Here is a 20,347-nt window from a genome sequence, read left to right on the forward strand (position 1 = left end):
CGAATCGTCTGTCAAACGTCGTCGTTTGCAAGCGGTTCACCAGCCGCCGCTACATAAAAACAATGCCAGGGCGTAACTCAATGAGCGTAAGCAATCCAACCCTGATCACGTTCGTGATCTACATCGCAGCAATGGTGCTGATCGGCTTCATGGCCTATCGCTCCACCAACAACCTTTCTGACTACATTCTGGGCGGCCGTAGCCTGGGCAGCGTCGTGACCGCACTCTCTGCCGGCGCTTCCGACATGAGCGGCTGGTTGTTGATGGGCCTGCCGGGCGCTATCTACATGTCCGGTCTTTCCGAAAGCTGGATCGCCATCGGTCTGATCATCGGTGCTTACCTGAACTGGCTGTTCGTCGCCGGTCGTCTGCGCGTGCAGACCGAGCACAACGGCGATGCGCTGACCCTGCCGGACTACTTCTCCAGCCGTTTCGAAGATAAAAGCGGCCTGCTGCGGATCATCTCCGCGGTCGTGATCCTGGTGTTCTTCACCATCTACTGCGCTTCCGGCATCGTGGCCGGCGCCCGTCTGTTCGAAAGCACCTTCGGCATGTCCTACGAGACAGCGCTGTGGGCCGGTGCCGCAGCGACCATTGCCTACACCTTCGTCGGTGGTTTCCTGGCAGTGAGCTGGACCGACACCGTACAAGCCACGTTGATGATCTTCGCCCTGTTGCTGACGCCGATCATCGTGCTATTGGCCACTGGCGGCATCGACACCACGTTCCTGGCCATCGAAGCGCAAGACCCAAGCAACTTCGACATGCTGAAAAACACCACCTTCATCGGCGTGATTTCGCTGATGGGCTGGGGCCTGGGCTACTTCGGCCAGCCGCACATCCTGGCGCGTTTCATGGCGGCGGATTCGGTCAAGTCGATCGCCAACGCCCGTCGCATCTCCATGACCTGGATGATCCTGTGCCTGGGCGGCACCGTCGCTGTAGGTTTCTTCGGCATTGCTTACTTCTCGGCAAACCCCGCCGTGGCCATGCCGGTGAGCGAAAACCACGAGCGTGTGTTCATCGAACTGGCGAAAATCCTGTTCAACCCGTGGGTTGCCGGTGTGTTGCTGTCGGCCATTCTGGCGGCGGTGATGAGTACCCTGAGCTGCCAACTGCTGGTGTGCTCGAGCGCCCTGACCGAAGACTTCTACAAAACCTTCCTGCGTAAAACCGCTTCCCAGGTTGAATTGGTCTGGGTCGGCCGCGCCATGGTGCTGCTGGTAGCCCTGATCGCTATCGCTCTGGCGGCTAACCCGAATAACCGCGTACTGGGTCTGGTCAGCTACGCCTGGGCAGGTTTCGGTGCTGCGTTCGGTCCAGTTGTCCTGATCTCCGTGATCTGGAAAAACATGACCCGTAACGGCGCACTGGCCGGCATCCTGGTCGGCGCGATCACTGTGATCGTCTGGAAACACTTCGAGCTGCTGGGCCTGTACGAAATCATCCCTGGTTTCATCTTCGCCAGCCTGGCGATCTACATCGTCAGCAAAATGGGCGCACCGACCAGCGGCATGCTTTCGCGCTTCGCCGCGGCCGAAAAGGATTTCCGCCTGAACCAGTGAGGGGGATGAGCTAATGCTCTGACCTTTTGCCGAACATGAAAGCGGCCCGCTTCCTTTTGGAGGCGGGCCGTTTTTTTTGCGCTCCCACATTTGTTCGGTGGTGCTTCTGACAGGAATGTCTGTAGTGCTTTATCCAGTTTTTTGAAGGAAAAATCCCTAAAAAAGCAGGGTAAATCTGATTTCCTTGTCCCTCCATCAACACCCCTTGTCGCTCATGCAGAATCGCCCGCCTTCATTCTGCAGAGACACATCGGATGTTCGCGCCTGCCAATCAACCGCGTTTCACGTTGACCCTCGACGGCGTCCAGAATGAGCTCAAGGTGCTTGAGTTCACGGGCAAGGAAGCCATCAGCCAACCCTACCGTTTTGACCTGGAACTGGTCAGCGAGCGACCCGACATAGAGCTCGAAAGCCTGCTGCATCGTCAGGCGTTTCTGAGTTTCGATGCGCAAGGTTCCGGTATTCATGGTCAGGTTTTTCGCGTCGGCCAAAGCGATTCCGGGCATCGTCTGACGGGGTACCAGATCAGTCTCGTACCGCGTCTGGCGTATCTTGACCGGCGTATCAATCAGCGGATCTTCCAGCGCAAAAGTGTGCCGACGATCGTCACGCAAATCCTCAAGGACCACGGCATCCAGCGCGACGCCTTCGAGTTCCGGCTCGGTAGCGATTACCCCCAGCGCGAGTACTGCGTGCAATACGCTGAAAGCGATCTGGCGTTCATCCAGCGCCTGTGTGCCGAGGTCGGTATTCACTACCACTTCCAGCACAACCCCGACGGGCACCTGTTGGTGTTTGGCGATGATCAGACGGTTTTTCCCCGTCTGCCCGAGCCGACGCTGTACCTGCCGGGCAGCGGGATGGCTGCGGATGCACCGGCGATCAAGCGTTTCAATGTACGGCTGGAAACCCGCACCACCGCAGTCACCCGTCGCGACTACGACTTCCAGAAACCGCGATTGCAACTCGAGAGCCGCCTCGACAGCGAGCAGCGACCGGTGCTGGAGGACTACCACTTCCCCGGCCAGTTCACTGATCGTGAACATGGCAAGCATCTGACTCAGCGAGTGCTGGAGCGGCACGGCGCGGATTACCGTCAGGCCGAAGGTCGCGGCGATGAAACCGCTTTGGTCAGCGGGCATTTCCTACACCTGACCGAACACCCGCGTCAGGCGTGGAATGACCTGTGGTTGATCACCGAAATTGAACACCGTGGCCGTCAACCTCAGGTACTGGAGGAGTCAGCCACCAGCGACAGCCCGGATGATTTCCAGGGCTATCGCAATACCTTTCTGGCGACGCCGTGGGACGTTTCCTTTCGCCCGCCGCTGGGGCCGGAAAAGCCACGGATGCTCGGTTATCAACCGGGTGTGATCACCGGCCCGACGGACAGCGAAATCCATTGCGACGAGTACGGCCGGGTCAAGGTTCAGCTTGCCTGGGACCGTGACGGGCAGCTCAACGAGCACTCCAGTTGCTGGCTGCGCGTCGCTTCCGGCTGGGCCCATGACCGTTATGGCAGCGTGCTGATTCCCCGCGTCGGCATGGAAGTGTTGGTGGGGTTTATCGATGCCGATGCCGACAAACCGCTGGTGATGGGCTGCCTGCCCAACGCCGCGACGCCTGTGCCCCTCGATCTGCCGGCGGACAAGACCCGCAGCATTTTCCGCAGCCAAAGCAGTCCCGGTGGCGGCGGTTACAACGAATTGCGCATCGAGGATCGCAAAGGCGCCGAGGAAATCTACCTGCGCGCCCAGCGCAACTGGACTCAGCACGTCCTCAACGATCAACAGGTGCAGGTTGATAACCAGCGCAGCATCGTCGTCACCGGCACTGCCCGCCATGAGCTGAAGGCTGACGAAAAACGCATCACCCACGGCCAGCGCCAGACCGAAGTACGGTTGGACGATCACCTGGTGGTGGTCGGCGACCGGCACATTCGCGTGAGCAATCAGGCCCTCAATGCCAGTCAGCAATTCCACGTCAGCGCCGGCCAGCAAGTGGTCATCGACGGCGGCGCCAGCGCGACCATTCAGGCGGGCGGGCAGTGGATCAACATCGGCCCCGGCGGGATTTTCAGCAGCGTACCGATTCAGGTCGGTGGTGGTCCGATGGCGGCCATGGCCTCTGCGCCGAGCTTTCCAGATGTGCCGTTGACACTCGCAGCAGCCCCGGCGGCGCTGCTCAGTGCCGCGCAGATTCTCAGCCTGCAAAGCGACGCGCCGTTCTGCGAAGAGTGTGAGCGCTGCAAGGGCGGTGTCTGTGCTGCCTGATGTTTTGTCGCCTCGCGCCTGGCTGGAGCGCCAGCCACTGCAACCGTCGGAGCAACTGTTCGCGATTTTCAGCAGCGCCAGTGCCGCTGAACCGTTCAAAACCTGGCAACGCTCGATCACCGCACAAGCGCCAAGCCCGATCTGGGCCAGCACTGCCTACGCCGAGTGGGAAGCGGTGATGCCCTATGTCGGAATCGTCGCCGCTGACAGTGAGTTTCTGGATTGGGTCGCCGTCACTGAGTCCCGCGATTGGGGTTGGCTGGCGGTGTCTTGCGCCACTCAAGAGGCGTTGGTCGAGCATTTGCGCAGCCTCACACACGTTCTGATGCCCAACGGCAACGCGGTGTTTTTCCGCTATTGGGATGGGCGCTATGTGCTGCCGATTCTGCAATCTGCCGAGGTTAACGCTGCGCAACTGATGCCGGTGATCGGGCGTTGCCTGATCAATGGCCAACCGCTGGATATCGGTGGCAGCGCGCTGAAGAGCGCCAGGGTTTTCCCCTGGTGGGAAGTATCTGAATCGCTGCTCAACCACCTCGCCACCGAGTCCGCGACAACGCATATCAACAACCTGCTGAAGTGGTTGAGCGAGGACCGTCCAGACCTGTTCGCAGCGTTTTCCGAAAGTGTTTTGCGGCACAAGGTCGCGAGTTTTCTTGAGGCGCCGGACCTGCCCCATGCACCGAAACAAGCGTTGGTGGATTACCTGATGGCGGAGCTGAACTGATGGATCAGATTGTGCGCATCGAGCAGGAGCTCGACAGTTTTCCAGACACCCTGTCCCTCTACCGTGAACAACTAAAGCACTGGTTCAACCAGGCCGCCGACAAGGCCAGCCATGTGGTGGATCTGCCGTCGCTGATGGGCATGGAACGGATCATCAGATTCGGCAATACCAGCACCGTAGTGAGCAGTGGCGACGACGACTTTCTCTCCACCGTCGTGCAGTGCCCGAAAGGCGGAAAGCTCGAAATCGAGAGCAAGTTCGAATCGGTTTATGACATTCCCGTGGGGAACATTCAGGTCGATGTGATTGCGGTTGAGGGCGGGGAATCGACGCCGGTCACGCTCGATGAACACGGTAAGGGACAGTTCACCGGTACACCCGGCAAGTTCTACCGTATTCACATTCACAACGAAGTCACACCGCAGCACGTTGAAGATCTTTTCTCTTCCTACGATGGCCTGACGAAGGAGCTCGACAGCTGGCTGCGTGAGGAATGGCAGACGTTCAAGCCGAAGTGGTCGCAATCGTCTTCGGTGGCTGTAGGCAATGGAATGCTAGCGGGCAGTTGGGCAGCGATCGAGGGCGTGTGGGACAGCATCGGCCTGCTGTCGGACATTCTCAAGGATCCGGCGAAGTTTGGAGAGCGGTTGGGCGAAAGCGCCGCAGAGCTGGAAAAGCTCGCCAAAACCGCGCCGGATGTCATGGAAAAAGCGCAGTTGCTAGTCAGTGACGAAGCAGCGCTGTGCCTGCTGGTGCGTTGCGCCAGCCTGTGGCTGGACATGCTGCCACCGAGCGAAATCGCCGGCAAAACCGCCGAAGCGGTGTCGATGGTGGTGGTGCAGTTGCTGATCGACATCCTGATTGGCCTCGTCCTGACATTCGCCGGGGCGGGCGCCGGCATCGCCTATCTGACGATGCGTTTGGCTGATCGAGCCGCGCAGTTGCTCAGTGCCGTTGTGCGTCTCGTGAAGGCGATTTTCACGATCATCAATAACTTCATCAACTACGTCGACCGCTACAAAAAAGTCGCCGCCCGTGGCATTGCAGTGGGTCTGAAAAAAGGCCGGATGCAACTGCGCTGGGATGCCAAACGCAACACCACGCTGAAAAAAGACGAACACCACGACGACTCCCCGGATCAGGCGAAAAACCCCAACGGCGACAGCGCCACGTGCGTGCCGTCTACCTGCAAAAACGGCTGCCCGGTGTCGATGGTCACTGGCGAAGAACTGCTGACCCTCACCGACGGTTCGCTGGACGGCATCCTGCCGTTCGACTTCACCCGACTCTATCGCACCAGCGCCGCCGAGATCGACTGCGGCCTCGGCTTTGGCTGGAGCCATTCGCTCGCCCATCGACTGGAAATCGACGGCGACCAGGTCATCTGGATCGACCATGAAAACCGCCGCACCACGTTCCCGCTGCCGAGCAGCGAACGCCCGGCGATCCACAACAGCCTGTCGCGGGCGGCGATTTATCTCGGTGATGACCCCGAGGAACTGATCCTCGCCCAGGCCGGCGACCACGCCCGTTTCTACCACTTTCACCACGGTCGACTGACGGCGATCAGCGACGCCTACGACAACCGCCTGCGCATCACCCGCGACCGTCAGGAACGCATCCAGCGCCTCGACAACGGTGCCGGTCGTGCCTTGCTGTTGCGTTACGACCGAGCCCACCTGATCGCCGTCGATTATCAGTGTTTCCGCCCGGCCCAGACCCTCGCCGAGGCGTGGCACACCGAGCAGACGCTGGTCAGTTACCACTACGACGAACGCGATCAACTGATCGAAGCGAGTAACGCCGCCGGCGAAAGCGAGCGTTACGACTACGACGACCAGCACGTAATTTTGCAGCGGCAACTGGCCGGTGGCGCAAGTTTCTTCTGGGAGTGGGAAAGGTCCGGCAAGGCGGCGCGCTGCGTGCGGCACTGGGCGTCGTTTGCGCAGATGGACACGCGCTATGTCTGGGATGACCAGGGCAGCGTCACGGTCCGGAACATCGACGGCAGTGAAGAGGTTTACGTCCACGATGATCGAGCGCGGCTGGTGCGTAAGGTCGAGCTGGATGGTGGCGAACACCTCAAGGCCTACGACGAGCAGGGCAGGTTGGTCGCCGAGCAGGATCCGTTGGGGGCCGTCACCGAATACCGTTATGACGACGTCGGACGGTTGGTGGCGCTGATTCCACCGCAAGACGAACCGACGTCCTACGAGTATCGCAACGGTTTCCTGCATGCGCGCTATCGCGGTAAGGCGGTGTGGAAATACCGGCGCAATGCTCAGGGCGACGTCACCGAAGCCACCGATCCCGATGGCCAGGTCACCCATTACCACTACGACGAACAAGGCCGGCTGCTATCGGTCCGCTACCCGGACACCAGTCGCCATGTCTTTGTCTGGAATGCCTTGGGCCAGTTGCTTGAGGAAACACTGCCGGACGGTGGGCAGCGAACGTTTTCCTACGATGCGCTGGGACGGCAGACGACTCGTCAGGACGAACACGGTGCGCTCACTCAGTACCAATGGGACGCCGTTGGCCGACTGACCCAGACGACGTTGCCGACCGGTGCCACTCGCGCCTTCAGCTACAACGCCTACGGCAAGATCACCGCCGAACGCGACGAACTGGGCCGCGTCACCCGCTACGAATACGTCGACGATCTGCACCTGGTCAGCCGCCGGATCAATGCCGACGGCACCCAGCTGAAGTATCGCTACGACAACGCGCAGCTGTTGCTCACGGAAATCGAGAATGAATCCGGCGAAAAGTATCGGCTGGACTACACGCCCGGCGGATTGATCCGACAGGAAACCGGATTCGATGGACGGCGCACGGCGTACGTTTACGACCTCAACGGCCATTTGCTGGAGAAAACCGAATTCGGCGATGGCGGCTCGCAGCTGATCACCGGGTACGAGCGGGATGCGGAAGGGCGGCTGTTAGTCAAAACCTTGCCCGACGGCATCCAGGTCCAATACCGCTACGACAGCCTCGGCCGATTGGTCAGCGTCGACGACGGCCACGACCATCCGCTGGAATTCGAATACGACCAGCAGGACCGGCTGATCACCGAGCATCAGGGCTGGGGCACGCTGCGTTATGCCTACGACGCCTGCGGCCAACTTAACCGCCTGCGCCTGCCGGATGGCAGCAAGCTCGACTACCACCACGCCAAGGGTGGCGCGCTGACGGCCATCGACCTCAACGGCGCACGGCTTACAGATCACACGTACAAGTCGGGTCGAGAAGTACAGCGCCAGCAAGGCCTGCTGCTCAGCGAATATGCCTACGACGACCAGGGCCGGCTAAAGGCCCACGCCGTCAGCCAACAGCAAAAAAGCCTGTACCGCCGCGACTATGCCTACAGCCTCAACGGCAATCTCGACAGCATCGCCGACACCCGCCACGGCCAGCGCAGTTACCAGTACGACCCGCTCAATCGCCTGACCCGCGTCCGCCACACCCGCGACGACCCACCGGAAAGCTTCGCCCACGATCCGGCCGGCAACTTGCTGATGCAGGATCGTCCTGGTCCGGCGACCGTCAAAGGCAATCGCCTGCTGATGCAAGGCGACCGTCATTACGACTACGACGCCTTCGGCAACCTGATCCGCGAACGCCGTGGCACCGGGCAGAAACTGGTCACCGAATACCGTTACGACTGCCAGCATCGGTTGGTCGGTGTCACATTGCCGGATGGAAGCTGTGCGAGTTATCGCTACGACGCCTTCGGCCGCCGCATCGCCAAAACCATCGACGGCAAAACCACCGAGTTCTTCTGGCAGGGCGACCACCTCGTCGCTGAAAGCAGCCAAGAGCACTACCGCAGCTACATCTACGAACCCGGCAGCTTCCGCCCGCTGGCCATGCTCGACGGCAAAGGCCCGCGTAAGGCTTGTCCCTTCTACTACCAGCTCGACCACCTGGGTACACCGCTGGAACTGACCGATTTTGGTGGTGAGATCGTCTGGTCGGCGAAGTACAACGCCTACGGCAAAGTCACGGACCTCGCACTCGGTGGAGGCGAGCAGCTTGACCAGCCACTGCGTTTCCAGGGGCAGTACTTCGACGTCGAGAGCGGTCTGCACTACAACCGGCATCGGTACTATGATCCGGAGGTTGGTCGGTATCTGACACCGGATCCGATCAAGTTGGCGGGTGGGCTGAACCAGTATCAATACACGCCGAACCCGACGGGGTGGGTTGATCCGTTGGGGTTGAGCGGGAATTGTCCGCCACCGAATAAGTCTGGGTGTGGGGCGCCGGATGATACGACTGGCGCTAGGGTTGATGAGGGTGAGCCGGCGCTGCCAAAGCTGACGGGTGATCAGCGGAGGGCGCGGATTGATGAGTTGGCTGAGGCAAATGCGAAGCGGCGTGTTGAAGAAATGGAAGCAAAATATGACATGCACACAGTCAAAAAACACAGCTCAGAAATATCTGACCAAGCGCTCAATCAACGAGCAGTTAATGGGGCCGATCCTCATACCGGTGAGGTTCCGAAAGGCGCCAGAGGGAACTTGAGCTCTCAATTCAGAAACTGGCGTATGCATTTGGGGGCATTGAATAAAGCTATGACAAGGGAAGCGTTAGGTTTGAGCCCGCATACAGGGAAGGACCACAATAAATATCCGATCGTAAGGATGGAGCTTCCTGGGACCGGGCGTGGTTATAAACCGAACAAGAAAGACGCTCGTAACCCAACACTAAATGAAGATCTGAATTGGTTTGAAGTTAAGTTCGATAAGGATAATGTGCTGCGGCCTTTTACTGCTTTTCCTTCGGAGAGAAAATGATGTTGCGAGATCCATTTTTAAATGAAGAATTTCAACCCGATTTGATGTGGTTTATTGGCGTCTTTGATGTTTATGATCGCGAGGAAACTCGGGGTGCGGAACTGGAAGTATTTAATCCTAATGATCGCTTTGACAGAGCGGAGCTGATCAAAAGATACAGCTTGAATCTAGGTTATCTGTCCTATCGACATAAGCTCGTGCTGCTGGATTTTCTAGCGGAAAAGCTAAGCGATGCGTCTTATGATTTTCAGAGTTTGTTTGATATAGATGAAGAAGATGCAGGCAGTTGGCCGCGTGGCGAGTGGTATGCATTGGAAGATCCCCGTGGATTTCTTCAAGATGTCTACTTTTTGGCTCAGGAGACCTGGAAGGAAGATCTTCTTTTAGCGAGTCTTGAAGATCGGGCCAGCTGGTGATGGAAAAGGTGGTGCCTGTCAGTCTGGAGTCCCAAGTGTTGGGATTCTCAAGAGTAATAAATAGATCCGTCCCCTTTATGTTTTCTGCGGTCGCCATATTGAATGATGCAGGTGCTCCAATAACAACTTATGCGGATTTTTGAAGATGAAACGCCTTCCTAAGCTTTCTATTTTGCGCGGTCTGCTTTTTTTGTTTGATATTGATAATATTGATAGCGATGAAAGAGAAGAGATCATAGTTTCTAAAAATGTTAATGATGAGGCTGAGCTCGCTGAGCTGTTCGACATGCTTATGCGTCCGGAATTCATCAGCTATAGCAACAGCGATCGCGAGTGGTATATCGATACATTGATTTACTATTTGGACATCGGTGAAAGCTTTGATTCTGTCTTTGATAAAATAACAACCTATTTTGATGATGAGGTTGAAGATCGGCGGAAGTTTATGCAGGTCCTTTTGGATTGTTTGTTGAGGTATCAGGCTGAAGTAGTCAAATAAATTTGTTGTTTTTCCCTTTTTAGAGGTTGGTTCTTTTGCTGAAGGTTGTTGAAAAAGAAAACACTGCATCATTGCGTAAGCAAATGGATAGCGCCGGATGCGTATTCAAATTTGTGGTTCTTTCACTGGAATCTGGGATTGAAGCTGATGAAAACATGCATAGACATGCGCTGATAGCGCTTCATGAGTTGCTGATGGCAGAGGCGATGGAGTGGCACAAAAATCTCATCAAAGATCCAAAATATGAGGATTATCCGGAGCCGCTGATTAGTTGGGATTTAGAAAATGCCATAGCTACTCCACTCAGTCGGGATGAGGTGAGGCGTCTGACTTCCACTGATAGAACCGATATTTTTGAGCGGTTAGCGCTATACGCCTGCTTTGTAAATCCTCCGTATCGTGCTCGGTTTAAAAATGGGAAGACGGAGGCGCAGTCGGTTTTTCTCAAATGGTGCGAACTCCTTGGGTTAAATGAAATAGATGATGTCTCTGTGGTGAATTGGGTCGAGCGGCTCAACACAGGTCTGCATGGTTATGACGACACCATTGCAAGTGTCGAGTCATGGAGCAATTATTTTGATGCAGGCTTGGAGTGGTGGGGGGTGTGGTGTCTAACGATCTGGAATCCCAAGCGTCGAACTATTAGCGCGTTGATTGCTAGCACCACAGACTAATTCGGCTGTTTAGAAGTCTCGTAACGATCGCGAAATTTCTGGGCAAGGTCTTCGGAAGTTTCCTTCAAGTCGTAGCGGTTTCCATGAACTGGTGTGAAATGTGTTCCATCGATAGTCTCTGGTGGTCACTGAAAAGTTCAGTGGCAGGGTGTAGGAACCCTGATTGCTCACCGCGCATCAGCGCTGTCGTTTGATTGCGGCACTTAATATGTGTCCGTAAGATCGTTCGCGGCGGCTGTGCGCGGGACACGCTTCGGCGTGGCTGAGGTTCGTGAGCACTCGGTTTCCTACTCCCGCGTACGGCTGCCACCCCAGTCTGTAGGAAGACTGCTGGCAGTTCATATTTACTGCTCACGAGTATAAAAAATGAAAAGTCTTCACCCTGATCCACCCTACGAAAAAATAATCCCTCATCCCGAAAACCGCTTCATGGCCCTCACCGGCAATTGCAACGACATGCCCACCCTGTTCGTCGATACCCACGCTCCGCTCGATGTTTTATACGACGCTGCCAACTATCGAATTCGCGCCGTTACTCAGGTGCTGGAAAACATGTCCATGCGCGGCTCGGTTGAGTGCGAATCTTTCATTCTTAGTGATTTTGCCTTGCTCTGTGCCATTTCATTGCGTGACGGGTGTGATGTGCTGGATGTGGTTGGGCGGCGGTTGCGGGCTCGGCCTTCGGAATAACGTCGAGTGGCTTTTGTGGCGAGGGAGCTTGCTCCCGTTCGGCTGCGCAGCAGTCGTAAACCGAATTCTGCGGTGTGTCTGGCTGAACCGTGGCGTAGGTTTTGGGGGCTGCTTTGCAGCCCAACGGGGGCAAGCCCCCTCGCCACAGGGTTTATGCATTGGCGCGGTATTGGGGTTGTACTTGCCCGCTCAGCCGCGAACCCCTGACGTTCTGCGCGGTACAGGGTAAACTTCCCGGCCTTCGCAGGAGCAATCATGAATTATCGTCACGCCTTCCATGCCGGCAATCACGCCGATGTGTTCAAACACCTGACTTTGACCCGCCTCATCGCCTTGATGTCGCGCAAGGAGCAGCCGTTTGCCTATCTCGACACTCACGCCGGCATCGGTCTGTATGACCTGCAGGGCGATCAGGCCAGTCGTACCGGTGAGTACCTGGAAGGCATCGCGCGGTTGTGGGATCAGCCGGATTTGCCAGCGCTGACCGCCGATTACATGAAGGTGTTGCACGAGATGAACCCGGATGGCCAGTTGCGCTATTACCCGGGGTCGCCGGAGTTGGCGCGGCGCCTGACCCGGCCGCAGGATCGCGTGTTGCTCAATGAGAAGCACCCGGAAGACGGTGTGTTGCTCAAGGACAACATGAAGGGTGATCGGCGGGTGAAGGTTCACCTTGGCGAAGGTTGGCACGTGCCGCGTGCGTTGCTGCCGGTGCCGGAGAAGCGGGCGGTGATGTTGATCGATCCGCCATTTGAGCAACTCGATGAGATGCAGCGTTGTGCGGCGTCGCTGAAAGAGGCGATTGGCCGGATGCGCCAGACGGTGGCGGCGATCTGGTATCCGGTGAAGGATCAGCGGGCGTTGCGGCGCTTCTATCAGGACTTGGCCGGCACGGGCGCGCCGAAGTTGTTGCGGGTGGAGTTGCTGGTGCATCCGCTGGATACGCCGAACAGCCTGAACGGTTCGGGGTTGGCGATTGCCAATCCGCCGTGGGGACTGGAAGAGGAATTGCGTGAGTTGCTGCCGTGGCTGTCCAAGAAGTTGGGGCAGACCCAGGGTGGCTGGCAGATGGATTGGTTGATCGCCGAGAGCTGATCAGTTGCATGTTGATCGTTCCCACGCTCCGCGTGGGAACGCAGCCCGGGACGCTCCGCGTCCCTGCCGAAGCGGACGCAGAGCGTCCATTTAGGCATTCCCACGCAGAGCGTGGGAACGATCAGTGGGGTGTTAGATCGGGCAGGTCACGCCAGTACCGCCAATCCCGCAATACCCCTCAGGATTCTTGGCCAGGTACTGCTGGTGATACGCCTCGGCGTAGTAGAACGTCGGGGCTTCGTCGATTTCAGTGGTAATGATGCCTTTGCCAGCCTTGGTCAGTTCCGCCTGGAACACTTTCGCGCTGTTCTTCGCTGCTTCCAGTTGTTCCGGTTTGGTGCAGTAGATCACCGAGCGGTACTGGGTGCCGATGTCGTTGCCCTGGCGCATGCCCTGGGTCGGGTTGTGCAGTTCCCAGAACATTTTCAGCAGCTGTTCATAGCTGACTTTTTCCGGCTCATACACCACGAGCACCACTTCGGTGTGCCCGGTCAGGCCCGAGCAGACTTCTTCGTAGGTCGGGTTCGGCGTGAAGCCGCCGGCATAACCGACCGAGGTGCTGAACACGCCTTCGCGCTGCCAGAATTTGCGTTCCGCGCCCCAGAAGCAACCCAGGCCGAAGATTGCGAATTCTACGTTGCCCGGAAACGGACCTAGCAGCGGGTTGCCGTTGACGAAGTGTTTCTCCGGAACCTTGATCGGGGTTTCGCGGCCAGGCAGAGCTTGTTCTTTAGTCGGGAGCACGTTTTTGTTCACCAGAATTTCCGAGCGCAGAACCATGATCAGTCCTCTCAGTCAGGTTGAGATGTAAATACAGACTGCCAGTTTGCCCGAGTGTTACGTCGCTGTCAGGCGATTGGGCCGCGCGGGTAGCGTTTGAGCTTTTCGATCAGCTCGGAGCCCGGGATCGGTCGGTCGAACAGGTAGCCCTGGCCGACGTCGCAGCGGTGGCGGCGCAGGAAGGCCAGTTGCTCGGCAGTCTCGATGCCTTCAGCCACGACCTTGAGTTTCAGGTTGTGGGCCATGGCAATCACGGCGGAAGTGATTTCCATGTCGTCCTGGTTGTCCGGGATTTCGTGGATGAAGCTTCGATCGATCTTGATGATGTCGATCGGGAATTTTTTCAAGTAACTGAGCGACGAGTAACCGGTGCCGAAGTCGTCCATCGCGAGGGTCAGGCCCAGACGCTTGAGCTGATCGAGCTGCAAGTGGGTGTCTTCGGTGGCTTCCAGCAGCAGGCCTTCGGTCAGTTCCAACTCCAGCAGGTTCGCCGGCAGCGCTTCTTCCTTGAGGATGTTGGCGATGGACGCCACCAGGTCCGGGTCGGAGAACTGCTTGGGCGACAGGTTGATCGCCACTTGCAGGTTGCCCAGGCCAGTGGCGGTCAGGTCTTTGCTCATGCGGCAGGCCTGCCGGGCGATCCATTTGCCGATCGGGATGATCAGCCCGGTTTCTTCGGCCACGCTGATGAATTGGTCCGGGCGGATCATGCCCTTTTCCGGATGGTTCCAGCGCAGCAGCGCTTCCATGCCCAGCAAGCGACCGCTGCGCAGGCACAGCTTGGGCTGGTAGAACACGTCCAGTTCGTTCTGGGTCAGGGCGCGGCGCAGGTTGTTTTCGACGAACAGTTTGTAGCTGGCCTCGGCATTCAGCGCTTCGGTGAACACTTGCACCTGGTGTTTGCCGTTGGCCTTGGCCTTGTGCAGCGCCAGGCCGGCGTTGCGCATCAGCGTTTGCGGGTCGCGACCGTGCAGCGGCGCGCAGGCCAGGCCCACGGAGCCGGTGACGCTGATCAACTGGTTGTCGACGAACATCGGTTTGTCGAGGGTTGCCAGCAATTGGTTGGCAACCTGCTGGCCCGCCGAGAGGTCAGTGTCGTCCAGCAGCACCGCGAATTCGTTACTGGCAAAGCGCGCCAGACTGCCGCTCGAACTCAGGCTGTTGCGCAGGCGCCGGGCCAGGCTGATCAGCAGTTTGTCGCCGGTCTGGTGGCCGAGGCTGTCGTTGATCCGCTTGAAGTTGTCGATGTCCACCAGCAGCAGGCTGATGGGTGTATCGCTGTCTCGGGCGAAGCGTTCATCGAGGTTGCGGATGAACGCAGGACGGTTGCCGAGGTTGGTCAGGTTGTCGGTATAGGCCAGGCGCTCGATGCGTTGCTGGGCGAGTTTGGTCTGGGTGATGTCTTCGTAGATGCCGATGTAGTGCGTCAGCTCACGGTTGTCGCCGTAGACCTTGGAAATCGACAACTGGCCCCAGTAGGGTTCGAGGTTTTTACGCCGGCTCTTGAACTCGCCCTGCCAGCTGTTGCTCTTGGCCAGCGCCGACGGAGCGTCGAACAGCAGTTCGCTGAGGTTTTCCAGCGCCGGCAGTTCCGACAGCCGCTGGCCGTGGACTTCCTCGGTGGTGTACTGGGTAATCGCGGTGAAGCTTGGGTTGACGTACTCCACCACGCCGTCGCAATTGACCAGCAGAAAGGCGTTGGCGCTTTGCTCCACTGCACGCTGGAACAGGTGCAGGGCGCTGGTGGCGGTGCGGCGGTTGTGGTTATTGATGACTTGGGCGAATTGATCCGCCAGTTCGCCGGCAAAGGCGATTTCGTCCGACTGCCAGGCGCGGGTCGCCCCGATCTGTTCCAGGCAGAGCACGCCGACCACCTGGCCATCGACGCGGATGCTGGCGTCGAGCATGGCGTTGACGTCGCGCGGGCGCAGGTGCTCAGCGATTTCCCGGGTGCGAGGGTCACGCATGGCGTTGTGGGCGTCGATGGCGCGGCCGGTGTGCAAGGCCTCGAGGTAATCGGGAAAACCACTGGCGTCGATCGGCTCCGGCAGTTGGCGACCCCGGGTGGTGCGGTGATAGGCCGAGATCGGCGTCAGTAGCGAGCCATCGAGGTTCCACAGGCTGGCGCAGTCGATTTCATAGATGTCGCAGGCGCTGCGGGTGATCAGTTCGGCGGCTTCTTGCAGGGAATTGTTGGTGCTATAGCGCTGGCGGGTCAGCAGCAGGATCAGGTCTTGCTGGGCGCGCACTCGGTCCAGGTGCTGCAGTTGTTCCTGCTGGGCACGTTGATTGAGTTCCAGGGCGATTTGCAGGCGTGAGTTCTGGGTTTCCAGATCCAGCGCCGGCAGTAATGGTTCGCCGTCGAACAGACCGTCCACCACCATCAAGTAGCCGCGCAGCAGGTGCCGATTGTGTTGTTTGTAGGCTTCGCCCAGTTCCAGCAGGCTCAGAACGCCGGCGGCAGTGTGCAAGGTGTAGCGGATCAGGTAATGCGGGCTTTCGGTGAGTTGCTGCTGGATCGTGTCATGCAGTTGATAGCGCGCTTCGGGCTCCATCAGGCTGGCGTAGGGCGAGCCGACCAGAGCACAAAGCTCCACCGCCGGCAGGCCGAACTGTCGTTCGCAATTGGGATCGAGAAACAGCAGCGCCCAGCTTGGTTCATTCAGCCGTTCGAAACGCAGCATGCCGAGCCGCGAGGGCACAGGCAACTGCGTCACTACCTCGGCCACCATACGGCTGGCGGCATCGGGTTGGCTTTTCATTGAAGGAAACTCGCTTCGAATATGCTGATCGCGCCGGGCTCTCGCCCTCTTTACTGTTGCCTGCGGCAAGGTTGCATCATTGCGACACCGACTGACAAGAGACATGAAGGCCAAGTGCTATAAGAATATGTCGGCAGACGTGGAGAATTCTTCAACGAGGCGCCGAAAAGTAATGTTGTGAATCAAGAGATCGCAGCCTTCGGCAGCTCCTGCAAGGCTGCGATCTTTTCCAAGGGTCAACGCAATTTGATGCTGATCGATTGCAATGGCTTGCCATCCCGATCGTGATAATTGACGCGAACCTGTTCGGCCTCGACGACCAGATGGGCAAAATTGTCCTGGCTGATCACCTCGCTGGTCAGTTCATGCCGATAATCTCCCTCGGGCGTTCGGGCCAGGGCTTGATCGAGAATGAAGGTCGACGCCTTGGCGTACGGCAGCAGTTTGCTGTTGCACAGCGGTGAGGACACGATGGTGTGAATTTCAAAATCCGGGTCCTCGCTGTGGGTCAGGCGACTGGTGAGGGAGCCGTGGACATCGCCGGAAATGAACAAGACGTTCTTGATATCGCGTGTACGAATCGTCTCCAGCAGCCGTAGGCGTTGCTCCGGGAAGGCTTTCCAGGTGTCATCGCCGTGAAGTTTGCGGTCGGGATAGAACATGACACTGGTGACCACGAATTTGACCCGGGCCGGGCTATTGATCAGCCATTTGAGCAGCGCCTGTTCCTGTTCTTCGTCAAGGATACGCCGGTCGTTGGCCGACAGATTGCGTCGGGTTCGACTGTCGGTGATAAACCACTCGATATCGCCTTCGGAGAACTGATACCAATACTGTTCCAGTCTTTTGCTTACTTGCCCATTGGTCAGCAGTTCATACGTGGGGCTGTGACTGGCTTGATATAGCTCATATGCTGCAATGGCGTTTTTGTATAAGTAATCATCGGTGTTACTTTTGTTGGCGGGCCAGTTGTCTTCTATTTCATGGTCGTCGAGGATCATGTAAGTCGGCATGCCCGACATTAACTTGGAAATATGAGGCTGGGAAAAGGCTGTGCGGTATTTTTTGAGAATGTCCCTGTATTCCCGGTCGGGGGCCACGAGGTTCAAGTCGTCGACGTAAATCTGATCGCCAGTCATCAGCATGGCGCTGATGGGCGGTTCGGCGCTGTCCGCCAGGCTGTTGATCGAGGCAAAAATCCGGTCGCCCAACTGTGGGGCCGACGCAATGCCGGCGGTCATTCGCAGGTAACGACACGAGCCGACGATATAGGCCCGTGGCTGGCTGGTTTTGCTGGACTGCGTGCGAAAGCGGTAAATCTCCCGTGGCCATTGCAGCGGCAGTTCCTGAACCGTCTCTACGGTATGCACCGGGTTCATGGGGCTGAACCAGCCTGCCTGGTATTCATAGTCGGTGTCGGTGGCCAGATCATTGAGTGCAATGACATCGGACATGTCGCGCAAGACGGACAGTTTTGCGAATACGCCTTTGGACCAGAGTTTCTCGCCTGTGCGTCGATAACGGATGCCCGCAAATACCAAGGCGTCGTTCTGTAATTCACCGCGCAAGAAAATACGCGCATGGTTAGTTGTGGTGTGGCCGATAATTGGGCCGACAGTTGGTTTGAACATGTTCGAATCCATTCGAGGTAATGCTAACTAAGCAGATTAAGTTATCGAGGTTTCTATTAGAAGTCTCCGAACTAAGCCTAGTTATTGGCTGGAGAAAAATATCGGGCAGAAGTGGACTGGGGTTGTAGGTGGCGTAAGCCTTAGATGTAGGAATAAGGCACGAAGAGGGGCAATCCCGTAGCAGCTGTCGAGCCCCAGCGAGGCTGCGTTCGGCTGCGTAGCAGTCGTCAAACCAGAACTTGCAGTGCATCAGGCTCACCGCGTCAGCCGGATTCACGACTGCTACGCAGCCGAACGCAGCCTCGCTGGGGCTCGACAGCTGCTACATAGGATGCTGAAACGCGGAGGGCTTTTTTCAGGCAAAAAAAGCCCCGCCAAATCGACGGGGTTGAGGTACGAGCGTGGCGCTCGGAAAACGTGGAACGCGATTGGCCCTCCGCCAGGGGAGGGCCAGTCGGTGTTACAGCAGGATGGTGCGGATGTCCGCCAGCAGGTCGCTCAAACGCTTGGTGAAGCGTGCAGCAGCGGCGCCGTTGATCACGCGGTGATCGTAGGACAGCGACAGTGGCAGCATCAGTTTCGGCTGGAAGGCTTTGCCATCCCAGACTGGCTGGATGGTTGCCTTGGAAACACCGAGGATCGCCACTTCCGGCGCGTTGACGATCGGCGTGAAGCCGGTGCCGCCAATGTGGCCGAGGCTGGAAATGGTGAAGCAGGCGCCTTGCATTTCGTCCGACGAAAGCTTCTTGGTCCGGGCTTTTTCAGCCAGGGAAGCAGCTTCGGCGGCCAGTTGCAGAAGGCTCTTCTGGTCGACGTTCTTGATGACCGGTACCAGCAGGCCATCTGGGGTGTCGACGGCGAAGCCGATGTTCACGTATTTCTTGCGGATGATCGCTTTGCCGCTTGGAGCCAGCGAGCTGTTGAAGTCCGGCAGTTCCTTGAGCAGGTGTGCGCAGGACTTGAGCAGCAGTGGCAGGATGGTCAGCTTGACGCCGGCCTTCTCTGCAACGGCTTTCTGGGCGTTACGGAACGCTTCCAGCTCGGTGATATCCGCCGAGTCGAATTGCGTCACGTGCGGCACGTTCAGCCAGCTGCGGTGCAGGTTGGCAGCGCCGACCTGCATCAGGCGTGTCATCGGCACTTCTTCGATTTCGCCGAAGCGGCTGAAGTCCACAACCGGAATCGGCGGGATGCCCGCGCCGCCGGTTGCACCAGCCGCAGCGGCCGGAGCTTCCTTGGCCTTCTGCATCATGGCCTTGACGTAAACCTGAACGTCTTCCTTCAGGATGCGACCGTGTGGACCGCTGGCGCCGACAGCGCTCAGCTCGACGCCGAACTCGCGAGCCAGTTGACGCACGGCAGGGCCGGCGTGAACTTTCGCGCCAGGCTTGGCAGGAGCAGCAGCCGGGGCAGCAGCAGGAGCGGCGGCTGCCGGAGCGGCAGCGGCAGGCGCTGGAGCACTCGGCGCGGCAGCGGCAGCCGGAGCCGGAGCCGGGGCTGCAGCAGGTGCCGCGCCTTTGACTTTCAGCTTCAGGATCAGGTCGCCGGTACCGACTTCGTCATCCAGCTTGATGGAAATGCTTTCCACCACGCCAGCGGCAGGCGATGGGATTTCCATGCTGGCCTTGTCGGATTCCAGGGTGATCAGCGACTGATCGGCGGCAACAGTGTCGCCAGCCTTGACCAGTACTTCGATGATCTTGGCCTTGCCCGCCGAACCGATGTCCGGGACGTGAATGTCCTGAACGCTGTCGGCAACCGGTGCAGCCGGAGCCGCGGCGGCTGGCGCCGGAGCCGCGGCAGCAGGCGCAGCAGCCTGGGCAGGAGCGGCAGCAGCAGGGGCCGCAGCACCCGCCACTTCCAGATCCAGAATCAGATCGCCCGTGCCGACTTCGTCGTTGAGCTTGACGCTGATGGCCTTGACCACGCCAGCGGCGGGCGAAGGGATTTCCATGCTGGCCTTGTCGGATTCCAGGGTGATCAGCGACTGATCAGCCTCGACGGTGTCGCCGACCTTGACCTGGATCTCGATGATCTGGGCCTTGCCCGACGAACCGATGTCCGGCACGTGCACTTGCTGGATGCTGGCAGCAGCCGGCGCGGCAGCAGGCGCCGCCGGCGCAGGTGCGGCAGCCGGTTTGGCTTCAGCTTTGGCAGCTGGCGCAGCAGCCGCAGGGGCTGGCGCAGCGGCACCTTCGACTTCCAGTTCCAGCAGTTCGTCGCCTTCTTTCAGGCGATCGCCCAGCTTCACTTTCAGGCTCTTGATAATGCCGGCCTTAGGCGCAGGCACTTCCATGCTCGCCTTGTCCGATTCCAGCGTCAGGATGCTCTGATCGGCTTCGATACGGTCGCCGACCTTCACAAACAGTTCAATTACTTCACCTTCACCGCTGCCGATGTCAGGTACGCGAATGAGTTCGCTCACAGAGTGTCTCC

13 protein-coding genes are annotated in these 20,347 nt (G+C 58.4%); 9 read left to right on the top strand and 4 right to left on the bottom strand.

Annotated features, from left to right (window positions below; all coding sequences use genetic code 11):
* Positions 1-80: 80 nt before the first annotated feature.
* The 9 genes from putP to PSH69_RS02200 all read left to right on the top strand — a co-directional run bounded on the left by putP (position 81) and on the right by PSH69_RS02200 (position 12,738).
* Positions 81-1,565: a sodium/proline symporter PutP gene (gene putP / locus PSH69_RS02160; protein WP_305410901.1), complete on the top strand. Its 1,485-nt coding sequence runs from the start codon at positions 81-83 to the stop codon at positions 1,563-1,565.
* A gap of 254 nt (positions 1,566-1,819) precedes the next feature.
* Positions 1,820-3,838, top strand: a complete 2,019-nt coding sequence (locus PSH69_RS02165) for a type VI secretion system tip protein VgrG (protein ID WP_305410902.1) — start codon at positions 1,820-1,822, stop codon at positions 3,836-3,838.
* Positions 3,828-4,565 carry a DUF4123 domain-containing protein gene (locus tag PSH69_RS02170; protein ID WP_305410903.1) on the top strand — a complete coding sequence of 246 codons (738 nt, stop codon included), beginning with the start codon at positions 3,828-3,830 and terminating at the stop codon, positions 4,563-4,565. The genes PSH69_RS02165 and PSH69_RS02170 overlap by 11 nt, the downstream gene beginning before the upstream one ends.
* A complete protein-coding gene (locus PSH69_RS02175; RefSeq protein WP_305410904.1) occupies positions 4,565-9,364 on the top strand; it encodes an RHS repeat-associated core domain-containing protein in 4,800 nt (1,599 codons plus the stop codon). Before PSH69_RS02170 ends, PSH69_RS02175 begins: the two co-directional genes overlap by 1 nt.
* The gene (locus PSH69_RS02180; protein WP_305410906.1) at positions 9,361-9,780 is read left to right on the top strand and encodes a hypothetical protein; all 420 of its coding nucleotides are present in this window, start codon (positions 9,361-9,363) and stop codon (positions 9,778-9,780) included. The genes PSH69_RS02175 and PSH69_RS02180 overlap by 4 nt, the downstream gene beginning before the upstream one ends.
* Positions 9,781-9,925: 145 nt before the next feature.
* Positions 9,926-10,279: a hypothetical protein gene (locus PSH69_RS02185; protein ID WP_305410907.1), complete on the top strand. Its 354-nt coding sequence runs from the start codon at positions 9,926-9,928 to the stop codon at positions 10,277-10,279.
* Positions 10,280-10,314: 35 nt separating this feature from the next.
* A complete protein-coding gene (locus PSH69_RS02190) occupies positions 10,315-10,953 on the top strand; it encodes a hypothetical protein (protein ID WP_305410908.1) in 639 nt (212 codons plus the stop codon).
* Between the two features lie 366 nt (positions 10,954-11,319).
* Positions 11,320-11,643 carry a hypothetical protein gene (locus PSH69_RS02195; RefSeq protein WP_305410909.1) on the top strand — a complete coding sequence of 108 codons (324 nt, stop codon included), beginning with the start codon at positions 11,320-11,322 and terminating at the stop codon, positions 11,641-11,643.
* Between the two features lie 255 nt (positions 11,644-11,898).
* Positions 11,899-12,738, top strand: a complete 840-nt coding sequence (locus PSH69_RS02200; protein ID WP_018928567.1) for a 23S rRNA (adenine(2030)-N(6))-methyltransferase RlmJ — start codon at positions 11,899-11,901, stop codon at positions 12,736-12,738.
* A gap of 132 nt (positions 12,739-12,870) precedes the next feature.
* On the opposite strand, the gene msrA is transcribed toward PSH69_RS02200, so the two are convergent.
* The 4 genes from msrA to aceF all read right to left on the bottom strand — a co-directional run bounded on the left by msrA (position 12,871) and on the right by aceF (position 20,336).
* Positions 12,871-13,518 carry a peptide-methionine (S)-S-oxide reductase MsrA gene (gene msrA / locus PSH69_RS02205; RefSeq protein ID WP_018928566.1) on the bottom strand — a complete coding sequence of 216 codons (648 nt, stop codon included), beginning with the start codon at positions 13,516-13,518 and terminating at the stop codon, positions 12,871-12,873.
* A gap of 68 nt (positions 13,519-13,586) precedes the next feature.
* Positions 13,587-16,280: a bifunctional diguanylate cyclase/phosphodiesterase gene (locus PSH69_RS02210; RefSeq protein WP_305410910.1), complete on the bottom strand. Its 2,694-nt coding sequence runs from the start codon at positions 16,278-16,280 to the stop codon at positions 13,587-13,589.
* Between the two features lie 236 nt (positions 16,281-16,516).
* The gene (locus PSH69_RS02215) at positions 16,517-17,911 is read right to left on the bottom strand and encodes an alkaline phosphatase D family protein (protein WP_305410911.1); all 1,395 of its coding nucleotides are present in this window, start codon (positions 17,909-17,911) and stop codon (positions 16,517-16,519) included.
* A gap of 460 nt (positions 17,912-18,371) precedes the next feature.
* Positions 18,372-20,336, bottom strand: coding sequence for a dihydrolipoyllysine-residue acetyltransferase (gene aceF, locus PSH69_RS02220; protein WP_305410912.1), 1,965 nt, complete (start codon positions 20,334-20,336; stop codon positions 18,372-18,374).
* Positions 20,337-20,347: the final 11 nt, after the last annotated feature.

Source organism: Pseudomonas sp. FP1740 (genome assembly GCF_030687165.1).
Taxonomy (GTDB): domain Bacteria; phylum Pseudomonadota; class Gammaproteobacteria; order Pseudomonadales; family Pseudomonadaceae; genus Aquipseudomonas.

Coding starts and splice junctions, on each gene's coding strand:
- msrA (WP_018928566.1), bottom strand. CDS start 13,518: ATGGTTCTGCGCTCGGAAATTCTGGTGAACAAAAACGTGCTCCCGACT.
- PSH69_RS02195 (WP_305410909.1), top strand. CDS start 11,320: ATGAAAAGTCTTCACCCTGATCCACCCTACGAAAAAATAATCCCTCAT.
- PSH69_RS02180 (WP_305410906.1), top strand. CDS start 9,361: ATGATGTTGCGAGATCCATTTTTAAATGAAGAATTTCAACCCGATTTG.
- PSH69_RS02200 (WP_018928567.1), top strand. CDS start 11,899: ATGAATTATCGTCACGCCTTCCATGCCGGCAATCACGCCGATGTGTTC.
- PSH69_RS02210 (WP_305410910.1), bottom strand. CDS start 16,280: ATGAAAAGCCAACCCGATGCCGCCAGCCGTATGGTGGCCGAGGTAGTG.
- PSH69_RS02175 (WP_305410904.1), top strand. CDS start 4,565: ATGGATCAGATTGTGCGCATCGAGCAGGAGCTCGACAGTTTTCCAGAC.
- PSH69_RS02165 (WP_305410902.1), top strand. CDS start 1,820: ATGTTCGCGCCTGCCAATCAACCGCGTTTCACGTTGACCCTCGACGGC.
- PSH69_RS02215 (WP_305410911.1), bottom strand. CDS start 17,911: ATGTTCAAACCAACTGTCGGCCCAATTATCGGCCACACCACAACTAAC.
- putP (WP_305410901.1), top strand. CDS start 81: ATGAGCGTAAGCAATCCAACCCTGATCACGTTCGTGATCTACATCGCA.
- PSH69_RS02185 (WP_305410907.1), top strand. CDS start 9,926: ATGAAACGCCTTCCTAAGCTTTCTATTTTGCGCGGTCTGCTTTTTTTG.